The organism is Pantoea sp. SS70, assembly GCF_029866845.1.
Lineage (GTDB): Bacteria > Pseudomonadota > Gammaproteobacteria > Enterobacterales > Enterobacteriaceae > Pantoea > Pantoea leporis.
Genome location: NZ_CP117199.1, coordinates 191703 through 204131, shown reverse-complemented (window position 1 = coordinate 204131; position 12429 = coordinate 191703). Strand labels below are relative to the sequence as shown.

At 56.3% G+C, this 12429-nt stretch carries 12 protein-coding genes; 4 read left to right on the top strand and 8 right to left on the bottom strand.

The annotated features are described in order from the left end of the window. Complete coding sequence (locus PO881_RS00905) at positions 1-864, bottom strand: carboxylate/amino acid/amine transporter (protein ID WP_101763742.1); 864 nt, start codon at positions 862-864, stop codon at positions 1-3. Between the two features lie 336 nt (positions 865-1200). Here PO881_RS00905 and glpT point away from each other — a divergent pair, with 336 nt between their 5' ends. Continuing rightward, positions 1201-2541, top strand: coding sequence for a glycerol-3-phosphate transporter (gene glpT / locus PO881_RS00900; protein ID WP_110867929.1), 1341 nt, complete (start codon positions 1201-1203; stop codon positions 2539-2541). A gap of 33 nt (positions 2542-2574) precedes the next feature. On the opposite strand, the gene yigL is transcribed toward glpT, so the two are convergent. Together yigL and pldB are read right to left on the bottom strand one after the other, a co-directional pair. Further along, positions 2575-3375 carry a sugar/pyridoxal phosphate phosphatase YigL gene (gene yigL / locus PO881_RS00895; protein ID WP_101763744.1) on the bottom strand — a complete coding sequence of 267 codons (801 nt, stop codon included), beginning with the start codon at positions 3373-3375 and terminating at the stop codon, positions 2575-2577. A 37-nt stretch (positions 3376-3412) separates the two neighbouring features. Continuing rightward, the gene (gene pldB / locus PO881_RS00890) at positions 3413-4405 is read right to left on the bottom strand and encodes a lysophospholipase L2 (RefSeq protein WP_101763745.1); all 993 of its coding nucleotides are present in this window, start codon (positions 4403-4405) and stop codon (positions 3413-3415) included. Between the two features lie 104 nt (positions 4406-4509). On the opposite strand from pldB, the gene rhtB reads away from it, so the two are divergent. Further along, entirely contained in the window at positions 4510-5133 is a 624-nt protein-coding gene (rhtB, locus tag PO881_RS00885) for a homoserine/homoserine lactone efflux protein (protein ID WP_101763746.1), read from the top strand. 137 nt (positions 5134-5270) lie between these two features. Here the strand turns inward: rhtB and rhtC are convergent, their stop codons facing one another. The 3 genes from rhtC to pldA are packed head-to-tail and all read right to left on the bottom strand — an operon-like array spanning position 5271 to position 8635. Beyond that, complete coding sequence (gene rhtC / locus PO881_RS00880) at positions 5271-5894, bottom strand: threonine export protein RhtC (RefSeq protein ID WP_110867926.1); 624 nt, start codon at positions 5892-5894, stop codon at positions 5271-5273. A 12-nt stretch (positions 5895-5906) separates the two neighbouring features. After that, positions 5907-7733 carry an ATP-dependent DNA helicase RecQ gene (gene recQ / locus PO881_RS00875; protein WP_280172312.1) on the bottom strand — a complete coding sequence of 609 codons (1827 nt, stop codon included), beginning with the start codon at positions 7731-7733 and terminating at the stop codon, positions 5907-5909. Positions 7734-7756: 23 nt separating this feature from the next. Beyond that, entirely contained in the window at positions 7757-8635 is an 879-nt protein-coding gene (gene pldA / locus PO881_RS00870; protein WP_101763749.1) for a phospholipase A, read from the bottom strand. Between the two features lie 165 nt (positions 8636-8800). On the opposite strand from pldA, the gene PO881_RS00865 reads away from it, so the two are divergent. Together PO881_RS00865 and rarD are read left to right on the top strand one after the other, a co-directional pair. Beyond that, entirely contained in the window at positions 8801-9271 is a 471-nt protein-coding gene (locus PO881_RS00865; RefSeq protein WP_101763750.1) for a thioesterase family protein, read from the top strand. A 22-nt stretch (positions 9272-9293) separates the two neighbouring features. Then, on the top strand, positions 9294-10193 hold the full coding sequence (rarD, locus tag PO881_RS00860; protein ID WP_192236906.1) for an EamA family transporter RarD: 900 nt from the start codon (positions 9294-9296) through the stop codon (positions 10191-10193). On the opposite strand, the gene PO881_RS00855 is transcribed toward rarD, so the two are convergent. Continuing rightward, on the bottom strand, positions 10164-11216 hold the full coding sequence (locus tag PO881_RS00855; protein WP_280172311.1) for an AbrB family transcriptional regulator: 1053 nt from the start codon (positions 11214-11216) through the stop codon (positions 10164-10166). The genes rarD and PO881_RS00855 overlap by 30 nt on opposite strands. A gap of 180 nt (positions 11217-11396) precedes the next feature. Next, complete coding sequence (corA, locus tag PO881_RS00850; protein WP_008105777.1) at positions 11397-12350, bottom strand: magnesium/cobalt transporter CorA; 954 nt, start codon at positions 12348-12350, stop codon at positions 11397-11399. Positions 12351-12429 lie beyond the last annotated feature (79 nt).

Genomic DNA, 12429 nt, shown 5'->3' with positions numbered 1-12429 from the left:
CTATGCGTTGCTTTTCTTACCTAATACCCAGCGTTTGTGCACATAAAGGGATGCGAAAATCACGGCGGCACCGGCGAGAAAACTTGGCCAATGCGGTTTCTCCTGCCAGATCGCCAGATTCACCAGCAAGCCCGCTGGCACATGCATGTTGTTCATAATACCCAGCGTGCCAGCATCCACCTGCGTAGCGCCGTAGTTCCACATGAAGTAGCCCAAACCTGAAGCCGCCACGCCCAGCCACACCAGAATGCCCCACTGCAGCGACGTGGTCGGCAGTTTGTTCGGATTGCCCCACAAGCTCCAGGCGATCACCGCGATCATCACCGCGCCCAGATAGAACCACGAAAATGCGGTGTGCTGCGGCATCGGGCGAGTTTCCTGCAGGCGTTTGTAGCCCACCATGCCGATGGCGAAGCAGATGTTTGCCGCCTGTACCAGCAGCAAGCCAAACCAGAAATGGTCGCTGACTTTGTCGTAACGAATAATCGCCGCACCAATTACCGCCAGTAGCGCGCTGAAGGCATAGCCGATACGCAGCGGACGTCGGCTGAGCAAATCGTAGATCAGCGTGACATACAGCGGCGTCATCACGGTGAACAGCAGGAACTCGGTCACGCTAAGATACAGATAAGCCTCAAAGCTTAATAAATACATGATGCCAAGCTGCAGCATGCCCACCAGCATATACAGCAGGATGGTGGAAGCACGGTAACCGCGCCAGCGCAGGAACGGCAGGAAAACGATGGCGGCGAGCGCCAGACGCATCAAAACAGAGAACCAGGAATCCACCTGACCAGCAAGGTATTCCCCGATCAAACTGAAGGAAAAGGCCCACAGAATGGTGGTAACGATCAGTAACGGCACGGTAACGATCCCAAAATGAACAGTGGCGCTAGTGTAAACAAACTGTCGAAATCGGGGTGAACTATCTGGTTTACAAGTGGATAAAATAACGACGAATAATTTTCGAACCTCATTTTTACGACCGGCTAAAAATGCGCGAAATACAACATTTCCTGGTTTTTTTCGCTCTCCATTGTCATAAAACTGTAACATATGTGTCACATGTCACAGTAACTGCGCGTGACCATCACTATCCTTTGCGCGAAATGGAAACTTCGCTTTGCCATTTTTACTGCCTGTTTTTGCCCCAACCTGCTGGGAACTCATAACTATATCGCGCCCTGGAGGGCCACACTCATGTTGAGTATTTTCAAACCTGCACCGCATCGCCCACAAGTGGCCGATGATCGTGTTGATCCGCTTTATCGTCGTCTGCGCTGGCAGATTTTCCTGGGAATATTTTTTGGCTATGCCGCCTACTATTTGGTGCGTAAAAACTTTGCGCTGGCAATGCCTTATCTGGTGGAACAAGGCTTCTCGCGCGGCGATCTCGGCTTTGCGCTATCGGGCATTTCCATCGCTTACGGCTTCTCGAAATTCATTATGGGCTCGGTCTCAGACCGCTCGAATCCGCGCGTGTTTTTGCCCGCCGGATTGATCCTTGCCGCAGCGGTGATGCTGGTGATGGGGTTCGTGCCGTGGGCCACCTCCAGCATCATGGTGATGTTTGTGCTGCTGTTCCTGTGCGGCTGGTTCCAGGGCATGGGCTGGCCGCCGTGCGGGCGCACCATGGTGCACTGGTGGTCGCAGAAAGAGCGCGGCGGAATTGTGTCGGTGTGGAACTGCGCGCATAACGTCGGTGGCGGTATTCCTCCGCTGCTGTTCCTGCTCGGCATGGCGTGGTTTAACGACTGGAAAGCCGCGCTGTATATGCCGGCGTTTGGCGCCATCCTCATCGCGATTATTGCCTTCGCCTTGATGCGTGACACACCACAATCTTGCGGTTTACCGCCGATTGAAGCGTGGAAAAATGATTATCCGCCGGATTACAACGAGGATCACGAGCAGGAGCTGACGGCGAAGCAGATTTTCATGCAGTACATTCTGCCCAACAAGCTGCTGTGGTACATCGCACTGGCGAACGTGTTTGTATACCTGCTGCGTTACGGCATTCTCGACTGGTCGCCGACCTACCTGAAAGAGGTGAAGCACTTCACGCTGGATAAATCCTCGTGGGCCTACTTCTTTTACGAATATGCCGGTATTCCCGGCACGCTGCTGTGCGGCTGGATGTCGGACAAAGTGTTCCGCGGCAACCGTGGCGCAACCGGCGTGTTCTTTATGACGCTGGTGACCATCGCCACCGTGGTGTACTGGCTGAATCCTCCAGGCAATCCAGGCATCGACATGCTGTGCATGATTGTGATCGGCTTCCTGATTTACGGTCCTGTGATGCTGATTGGCTTGCACGCGCTGGAACTGGCACCGAAAAAAGCGGCCGGAACGGCAGCCGGCTTTACCGGGCTGTTTGGCTATCTCGGCGGATCGGTTGCGGCGAGTGCGATTGTCGGTTACACCGTGGATTATTTCGGCTGGGACGGCGGATTCATTGTGATGATTGGCGGATCGGTGCTGGCAGTGATTCTGCTGCTGCTCACCATGGTCAGTGAGCACAAGCACAAGAAACAGCTGGCATAACGAAAAAGGGCCGGTGGTGACCGGCCCTTTTTTCTAGGCGAGGAACAGTTTACGCAGCGTATGCGGCACGGCGTCATCCGCGTTGCTGCCAATCACTTCCAGCGTCGGCAAGGTATCTTTCAAACGCTGCTGCGCATTGCGCATGATGCAGCCTTTACCCGACATGCTGAGCATCTCCACATCATTCATGCCGTCGCCGAAGGCGATGCACGCTTTCAGCGAGTGGCCGAGCTGTTTCGCTACCGCTTCCAGCGCGTGGCCTTTGGAAACGCCGCCCGCCATCACTTCCAGACACGTTGGCAGCGAGAAGCTGACATTCACGCGATCGCCCCAGCGCGCTTCAATCGCCTGCTCCATGGGAATTAAACGCTCCGGATCTTCGCAGGTGAAGAACACTTTGCTGATGCCATCAGTCGGCAGCATGCCCGGCTGGTAAACCTGATAGTTAAACACCGATTCACGGAAATAGTCCTGCTCATCCGGACGATGACGGCTCATGAACCACTCATCGTCGCGATAGACGTGCGTCAGGATATGCTCGTCATGATATTGCAGGCCATACAGATCGCTGGCGATGTCGGCGTCAAGATTGTGGCTGAACACCAGTTCACCTGCGGCGTTGTGCACGCGTGCGCCATTAGACGTGATCATGTAAGCCGGAATGCCGAGCTTATCGCGCATCTGTCCGACGTCGATATAGTGACGGCCGGTGGCAAAGACAAAGTGGATATCACGCGCCACCAGTTCCTGCAGCGTGGTGCGCGCGAACGGCGTCAGGCGATGGTCCGGAGAGAGCAGCGTGCCATCCAGGTCGGATGCGACGATGTGATACATGTAAACCTCGGGTGTTGATATCGGAAAGTAAAATTGATTAAGCGTGGCGTTCAAAGAAATCGACCACCGCGTTTAGCGCTTCGGCACGCATCGCGTCTGTTTCAAACAAGATCTCATGACGCGCTCCTTTGATCACATACGGCGCGTTGCCCGCGCAGGGATGTCCTGCTGCGGCCATCGCCGTACAAAATAGATTTTGTGAGCGGTTATCCACCACATCATCTTCACTGGCCTGCAGCAGCAAGGTCGGCGTGGTGATGTTCGCTACCTGATTGAAGATGTCCCGCCCGGCCTGCACGCCTTCGCGCACCCAGTGATAAGTGGGGCCACCGACGCGAATTGCCGGATCGTCGGCGTAAAAACGCAGGTTACGGCGATAGCGTTCGCGGCTATGCGTCAGGCGGTTGATGCCAAACGGATTGGCGCGCCAGCGCCCGGTGCCCAGCGCGTAACCTTCACGCAGCGCCGGCAGTTTCTCGGTCCAGTCCAGAATGCGGTGCGCCATCCAGTCGGGCAGCGGCAGCACAATGCCAAACATCGGCGCGGAGAACACCGCAGCATGAAACGCCTGCGGCTGACGCGCCAGAAACAGCGCTAAAATCGCGCCGCCCATCGAGTGGGCCAGCACGTAGCGCTGCTGATAATGTGGACTCACGATCTCTTTCAGATACAGCGTTTCCAGGTCGTCAACGTAGTCGCCAAATTCCACCACATGGCCGCGATGCGAATCTTCCAGCAGACGTTCAGAGCGTCCCTGACCGCGATGGTCGAGAATCACCACATCGTAGCCGCACATGAACAGGTCGTAAGCCAGTTCGGGATACTTGATGTAGCTCTCAATGCGGCCAGGCACGACCAGAATGACACGGCGATGTTGCGGTGAGGTGAAACGGACGTAGCGAATCTTCAGGTTGCCGACGCCGGTAAATTCACACTCTTCACGGCGACGCCAGAAGTCGAGCAGCGGACCGGTGGCAAAGGCCGAAAAGCCTCGCTCACGTCCGAGCCAACTCTGTTTATGCTGCTGCATCCGTCCCCCTGAAAAAAACGTGATTTGCGCGCCTGTGCTGCGTAGCGTGCGGCGATTTTCTGTCGTATTGTGTCACACTTCGCTAACTTCAGGGAATGTCACACATGACCATTGAATGGTGGTTAACCTATCTGCTGACCACAACCATCCTCAGCCTTTCACCCGGCTCCGGCGCGATCAACACCATGAGCACCGGCATCAGTCACGGCTATCGCGGCGCAGCGGCATCGATTACCGGCTTGCAGCTGGGTCTGGCCATTCATATTGTGCTGGTCGGCGCCGGTTTAGGTGCGCTGTTTTCCCAATCGATTCTGGCGTTTGAAGTCCTGAAGTGGGCCGGTGCAGCCTATCTGGTATGGCTGGGCATTCAGCAGTGGCGCTCGGCGGGTGGCATCGACCTCGACGCCGTTGCCAAAGCCATGCCGCGTCGCCGCCTGTTTAAGCGTGCCGTGTTGGTAAACCTCACCAACCCGAAAAGCATCGTGTTTCTCGCTGCGCTGTTCCCGCAGTTTATTCAGCCGCACCAGCCGCAGCTCATGCAATATCTGGTGCTGGGCGTGACCACCATTGTGGTCGATATCATCGTAATGATTGGTTACGCCACGCTGGCAACGCGTATCGCCGGCTGGATTAAAGGCCCGAAGCAGATGAAGCTGCTGAACCGCACCTTTGGTGGATTGTTTATGGCAGTAGGCGCGCTGCTAGCCAGCGCACGCAGAATGGCGTAAAAGAAAATCGCACCCACTTCAAAGCCGTTGGTGGCGCAGCCAGTTCGGTGCCGGCCAGCGCGCAGCCCCCGGAGCGTACACGTCGTACGTGAGGAGGGCGAGCACTGCCCGGTACCGAAATGGCAAGTAAACCAGGCTTAACGTGAAATGATGAGGTGAATGCCAAAACCGGCGAACAACACGCCCGCCATACCATCCACCCACTTCGCCATTCGCTGATACTTATCACGCATCCACGGCATAGCGAAAATCGCCGCCACCAGCGTAAACCACGCGAACGTCTCTCCGATAATCAGCAGGAACAACCCCCAGCGCTCCATCGCGCCAACGTCGTTGCCAACAAACAATGAGAATACGCTACCGAAGTAGATGATCGCTTTTGGGTTCGACAGGTTAGTCAGGAAACCTTTCAGGAAGCTCATGCCCTTTTTCGGCAGCTCAACCACCGGCGCTTCCGATTGTGGCTGCTTATGACGTTGACGCGCTGAGCGCATCAGCTGCCAGCCCATCCACAGCAGATACAATCCGCCGCCGACCATAATGATTTCATGCAGCCAGGCCATTTTTTCCAGGATCAGATGCAGGCCCATCAGCGCCACTCCGGCCCAGATCACAATACCCAGCGTAATGCCCAGAACGCCCATCATCGCCTCTTTGCGCGAGCGGCTCGCCGCCGTTTGCGACACAAAGAAGAAGTCCGGGCCGGGACTCATCAGCGCAACCAGATGCACCAGCGCGACGGTGGCGAATAACATCAGCATGAATTTTTTCCTTTAACCTTCATCAACATGTTCTTTGATCATCATCAGGAACGGCTTACCAAAACGCTCCAGTTTGCGATGACCGACGCCGTTCACGCTGAGCATTTCTGACGCGCTAATCGGCATTTGTTCTGCCATTTCAATCAGCGTGGCATCGTTAAACACCACGTACGGCGGAATATTCTCTTCATCGGCAATCGCTTTGCGCAGCTTACGCAGCTTGGCAAACAGCTGGCGATCGTAATTGCCGCTGTGCACTTTCGGCGAACTGCTGCCGCGCGTTTTCACCGTCACGATACGCGGCACCGCCAGCATCAGCGGCACTTCCGCACGTAATACCGGACGCGCCGCTTCGGTGAGTTGCAGCGCCGAATGCATAGCGATGTTTTGCGTTACCATCCCGAGGTGGATCAGCTGACGCAGCACGCTGATCCAGTGTTCGTGGCTGTGCTCGCGGCCCAGGCCGTACACCGGCAGTTTGTCGTGGCCGTTGTCGCGAATGCGCTGATTGCTGGCGCCGCGCAAAACTTCAACAATATAGCCCATTCCAAAGCGTTGGCCGGTACGATAGATGCTCGACAGGGCCTTTTGCGCCTCCAGCAAACCGTCGTAGCGACGCGGCGGATCGAGGCAGATATCGCAGTTATCGCACTGCTGCTGGCGACCTTCGCCGAAATAGTTCAGCAATACCAGACGACGACAGGTTTGCGCTTCAGCAAACGCGCCCATCGCGTTGAGTTTGTGGCGTTCTATATCCTGCAACGGGCCGGGCACTTTCTCTTCCAGACATTTACGCAGCCACGCCATGTCGGCCGGATCGTAAAGCATCATCGCTTCGGCAGGCAGACCATCGCGCCCGGCGCGGCCGGTTTCCTGATAATAGGATTCGATGTTGCGCGGAATATCGAAGTGCACCACAAAGCGCACGTTGGGTTTGTTAATGCCCATCCCGAACGCCACGGTGGCGACCACGATTTGCAGATCGTCACGCTGAAAAGCTTCCTGCACGCTGGCACGCTGCGCGCTATCAATGCCGGCGTGATACGCGCCAACGCTCAAACCACGGCTCTGCAGGCGCGCGGCGGTGTCTTCCACTTTGGCGCGGCTGTTACAGTAAATGATGCCGCTTTTGCCGCGCTGATCCTGCACATAACGCAGAAGTTGCTCAGTGGGTTTGAATTTCTCCACCAGCGTGTAGCGAATATTGGGGCGGTCAAAGCTGCTGATTTGAATCAGCGGATCGTCCATCTGCAGCAGATGGACGATATCGTTACGCGTAGTTTCATCGGCGGTGGCGGTCAATGCCATGACCGGCAAATCAGGGAAGTGCTGACGCAACTGGCCGATCGAGCCATATTCCGGACGGAAATCGTGGCCCCACTGCGAAATACAGTGCGCTTCATCCACCGCCAGCATCACCGGATTCCACTGGTGCAGGCTGTCGAGGAAATTGTCCATCATCAGACGTTCAGGCGCGATATACAGCAGCTTGAGCTTGCCGGTACGACAATCCGCAAACACCTGCTGCTGCTGCTCACGCGTCTGCGTCGAGTTGAGGCACGCTGCAGCCACGCCGTTGGCCAGCAGCTGATCGACCTGATCTTTCATCAGTGAAATCAGCGGTGAAACCACCAGCGTCAGCCCTTCGCGCACCAGCGCCGGGATTTGATAGCACAGCGATTTGCCGCCGCCAGTCGGCATCACCACCAGACAATCGCGTCCTGACAGGGCGGTTTCGATGATGTTTTGCTGACCTGGGCGGAACTGCTGATAGCCGAAGGTATCTTGTAATACCTGCTGCGCCAGCATTTCCTGATTAAGCACTGCCGATGTTGCCACGGTAATCCTGTCTTTGTTGCGGGTTAGAACAGATCGTTGAGCGTCACGCCCACGCCGAAGCGCGTCTGGCGATGGTTATAGTCGATCAATGATTCACCATAACCGCTGAAGACCTGCGTGTAAAAGCGCACGTGTTCAGAGATCGGGTAGCTCCAGGCGAAGGTTGCACCGCCAAAGCCGCTGTTCCAGTTGTAGTTACCTTCCACGCTGAAAATGTTCTCGCCCATCATGTAGCCGAGCTTGGCGCGGTAGTAACCCATGTATTTGGTGATGTCCGGGTTATCGTCATTGCTTTCACTTTCAGGCAGACGATACCAGGGTTTGATCTCTGCGAGCAGATTGCCGTTCTGCGCCATGAAGCGCGCGTAAACGCGGTTCCAGCTGCGTGAGGTCGGCTCGCTGCGGCCGTTCGACTGATGCACTAAGCCGGTTTCCACATCGCGTAAGGTCCAGCCTGCGAAGGTGTAATCGGTGGCCCAGCCGAGGAAAATTTGTGGCTCATAATCGGTTTCACGGAACGGTGATGACGCACCACGGTTCGAGAGCTGCCACCACGAGCGCTGAGTATAAGACGCCGCCAGCACCGAGTTATCGCCTAAAATGCCGCGCCACAGCGGAAACGCCAGGCTGAGCTGGAATTTTACTTCATCATTTTTAGCTTTGTCTGCCCAGTTGTACGAAGAGATCGCCTCTTTGTTCATGTCGCTGGTGTAGGTGTAGAGCAGATAGTTGTTTTCGTAAGGATAGAGCACGAACGGGTTATCGTGTTTCTCCAGCAGGTTAGCGATAATGCTGCCCTTCACTGCCGGTGCATCATGAACCTCTTTTATCGTGGCTTCTTCAGCCTGCGCCAGGCCAGGAAGGATCAGCGCCGCGGCCAGCAAGGCGTAATGCTTACGCATAGAATTCTCCAGAGAACTGCGTGTCGTAATCGTCAAGTGACGGTTCAAAAAGCAGGCCATTCTACACGCAAAACCTGCGGTTGATCAGCGCCGATTTCCGAAACTGGAAAGCGGCTCGAACGCGGCATAATATACACAACTCGTTAACATTTTAAGGCAGGCATTATGTCATCCCCGTTGCTGACACAGCAGGAAGCGCGTCGTCTGATTGGCGAAATCTTTGTTTATCACATGCCCTTCAATCAGGCGCTCGGATTAGAGCTGGATCGACTGGAAGCGGATTACGCCGAACTCGGCTTCGCCAATAAAACCATGCTGGTCGGCAACGCGGCGCAGCAGATTCTGCACGGCGGCGTGATCGCTTCAGTGCTCGATGTCGCCGCCGGGCTGGTGTGTGTCAGCTATGCGCTGACGCGTCAGGAGAGCATTACCGAGGAAGAGCTGCGTCAGCGCCTGTCACGCATGGGCACCATCGATATGCGCGTGGATTATCTGCGCCCTGGCCGCGGCGAGCGCTTTGTCGCCACCAGCAGCCTGCTGCGCGGCGGCAACAAAGTCGCTGTGGCGCGCGTGGAGTTACATAACCAGCAAGGCGATTACATCGCCACCGCTACCGCCACCTACATGATTGGCTAATCAGTATTTTTGGAATGACATGATGGATTCGCAACAAACTCGCCAGGGTATTGGCTATGCGCTCGGCGCTTACTTCATTTGGGGCATTGCCCCCGCCTACTTCAAACTGGTCAAAGAGGTGCCCGCTACCGAGATCATGACGCATCGCGTGATTTGGTCCGCACTGTTTATGCTGTTGTTGATCACATTGACGCGCAGCTGGGCGCAGGTACGTAGCGTACTGGCTCAGCCGAAAAAGGTGCTGCTGCTGGCGCTGACCGCCATCACCATTGGCGGCAACTGGCTGCTGTTTATCTGGGCAGTGAACAATCAGCACATGCTGGAAGCCAGCCTCGGCTACTTTATCAACCCGCTGATTAATGTGGTGTTTGGCATGCTGTTCCTGCGCGAACGCTTCCGCCGCTTGCAGTGGCTGGCGGTACTGCTGGCGACCACCGGCGTGCTGGTGCAGCTGTGGCAGTTTGGATCGCTGCCGATTATCGGCCTTGGCCTGGCGTTGAGTTTTGCTTTGTACGGTTTGGTGCGCAAAAAAATTCAGGTCGATGCGCAAAGTGGCATGTTGATCGAAACGCTGTGGCTATTCCCGCTGGCGGCGATTTACCTGTTTGGTTTTGCCGATAGCGCCACCAGCCATCTCAGCGCCAACGCCATGAGCCTCAATCTCAAGCTGGTCGCGGCGGGCATTATCACCACCATTCCGCTGATGTTTTTTGCTGCCGCCTGCGCGCGTCTGCGCTTATCGACCGTCGGTTTCTTCCAGTATCTGGGTCCGACGCTGATGTTCCTGCTGGCGGTGCTGTTCTACGGCGAGCGCCTGACGCCGGATAAAATGGTGACCTTCGGCTTTATCTGGCTGGCGCTCGCCGTGTTCATTATTGATGCGGTTGCGTTCTCAGCTCGGGCGCGCATGCGCGTAGCGTGAAATAAAACGCGCCAGCGCCGGACCGGTAAGCAGAATGGTGAACAGACGCAGCGTCTGCAGCGCCATGACAAAAGCCATATCGACGCGCGTGCCGGCCGCAATAATCGCCACGGTATCCAGCCCACCCGGGCTGGTTGCCAGATAGGCGGTCATCAGATCGACGTGTAGCACGCGCGTTAGCATCCAGGCTAATCCGCCGCACAATAGCATCAAACCAAAAATCGACAGCAACATTTGCGGCAGCGTTCGCAGCGCAAGTTTGAAAATCGGTCGGGTGAAACGCAATCCCACGCTCCAGCCAATCAGTGCGTAGGCTAGCGCCAGCAGCCATTCCGGAACCTGCAAAGTCGCCACATCGGTGCCGTGCAATATCGCACCGATCAGCGCGGGTAGCAGCAAGGCACCAGAGGGAATTCGCAGCCTCTGGCCGAGCCACGCACCGGCGACCATCACCAGCAGCGTCAGCAGAAAGCTGCTGTGCAGCGCGGGAAACCACACCAGTTCAGCTGCACCGCCGTGGGTGCCGAGGCCAATGCGCGCCACCACGGCCGCAGCGGTGGCGACAAACAGCACGCGCAGATACTGCATAAACGCCACCAGCCGCACATCCGCCCCGAAATCACCGGCCATCGCCACCATCGCCGAAGCGCCGCCGGGCGACGATCCCCATGCGCCGGTTGGGCCGGGCAAACTACTGAAGCGTACCAGGAGAAAACCGGACAGGCCGCTGGCCGCCAACGTCAGCACCAGCACCGCCAACACCACCGGCCAATCCTGAATCAGCGGTGTGAGAATGCCCGGCGATAAGCTCTGGCCAATCATGCAGCCAAGCACCGCTTGTGCCAGCACGAAGAAACGTTTATCGATGCGAACAGTCGCGCCGGACAAGCCCATAAAGGTGCCGACGATCATCGGGCCAAGCAGCAAGGCCGCAGGAAGATGGAACAGCTGGAGGATAATCCCCAGCACTAACGAAGCAATCAGCAGCAGTGTCCACTGAAGTCGCAATGAGAAGCGCGCCATAGGGTGGAAATCATTGATTTAAGAAGAGAGCCAACAGATTACGCTCCCCTCGTCATAATTCAAGTCGCAGCTACGTTGGCTGCCTTTATTCACCCCAGTCACTTACTTTAGTAAGCTCCTGGGATTCACAAACTTGCCGCCTTGCTGCAACTCGAATTGTTTAGAGGGGAGTAAGAAGGGTTAAAGCCAGTTCTTGCGTTTGAAATAGAGGTACGGCGCCAGGCCAGCGAGAATCATCAGGCTAATCGCGCCCGGATAACCAAAGCTCCATTTCAACTCCGGCATAAACTCGAAGTTCATGCCGTAGCTGGATGCCACCAGCGTGGGCGGCAGGAATACCACCGAAACCACTGAGAAGATCTTGATGATGCGGTTCTGCTCAATATTGATGAAGCCCATTGCCGCCTGCATCAGGAAGTTGACCTTCTGGAACAGCGATTCGTTATGCGGCAACAGCGATTCGATATCGCGCAGGATTTCACGCGCCTGCTCCAGCTGGTTGCCCGGCAGACGCGCTTTGCGCACCAGGAAGTTGAGGGCACGCTGGGTATCCATCAGACATAACCGCACTTTCCAGCCGATATCTTCCAGCTCCGCCAGACGTGACAGCGCCTGATCGTACTCTTCGCCCTGCTGGCCTTCCATGATCACGCGGCTGAGTTTCTCCAGCGCGCTATAGATGTTCTCGATCTCATCCGCCAGCTGTTCGATTTTGGTCTCAAACAAATCCAGCAGCAGCTCATAGGCGTTGCCATCGGTCAGCATCTGATTGCGCGCACGCATGCGATAGAGACGGAAAGCTGGCAGTTCGCGTTCGCGCAGCGTATACAGGCGATCTTCGCGGATGGTGAATGCCACGGTGGAGTTGCCAGCGTGGTCTTCGGCATCTTCAAAGAAGAAGAAGGAGTGAATGTGCAGGCCGTCTTCGTCTTCGAAGAAACGCGCCGAGGCTTCGATGTCTTCCAGTTCCGGACGCGTCGCCAGGCTCTGGCCGAGCTCGCATTGCACGCGATCGCGTTCGCTGTCGTCAGGTTCGATCAGATCGACCCAAACAGACGTGTTGAGTTTGTCGTTATCTTCTTCCAGCTCGATGCGCGTCAGGCGATTACGATCGAGTTTAAATGCGCTCAGCATAGCAATAACTCCCCATTTTTTCGGAATGGGACAAGGCGGTGACCACTGTAAATTACGGGCACGGCGAAGCCTGAACACG

Coding starts and splice junctions, on each gene's coding strand:
- rhtC (WP_110867926.1), bottom strand. CDS start 5,894: ATGCTGATGTTATTCGCCACCGTCGCGCTGGTGCATCTGGTTGCGCTG.
- yigL (WP_101763744.1), bottom strand. CDS start 3,375: ATGTATCACATCGTCGCATCCGACCTGGATGGCACGCTGCTCTCTCCG.
- pldB (WP_101763745.1), bottom strand. CDS start 4,405: ATGCAGCAGCATAAACAGAGTTGGCTCGGACGTGAGCGAGGCTTTTCG.
- glpT (WP_110867929.1), top strand. CDS start 1,201: ATGTTGAGTATTTTCAAACCTGCACCGCATCGCCCACAAGTGGCCGAT.
- corA (WP_008105777.1), bottom strand. CDS start 12,350: ATGCTGAGCGCATTTAAACTCGATCGTAATCGCCTGACGCGCATCGAG.
- pldA (WP_101763749.1), bottom strand. CDS start 8,635: ATGCGTAAGCATTACGCCTTGCTGGCCGCGGCGCTGATCCTTCCTGGC.
- rarD (WP_192236906.1), top strand. CDS start 9,294: ATGGATTCGCAACAAACTCGCCAGGGTATTGGCTATGCGCTCGGCGCT.
- rhtB (WP_101763746.1), top strand. CDS start 4,510: ATGACCATTGAATGGTGGTTAACCTATCTGCTGACCACAACCATCCTC.
- PO881_RS00855 (WP_280172311.1), bottom strand. CDS start 11,216: ATGGCGCGCTTCTCATTGCGACTTCAGTGGACACTGCTGCTGATTGCT.
- PO881_RS00865 (WP_101763750.1), top strand. CDS start 8,801: ATGTCATCCCCGTTGCTGACACAGCAGGAAGCGCGTCGTCTGATTGGC.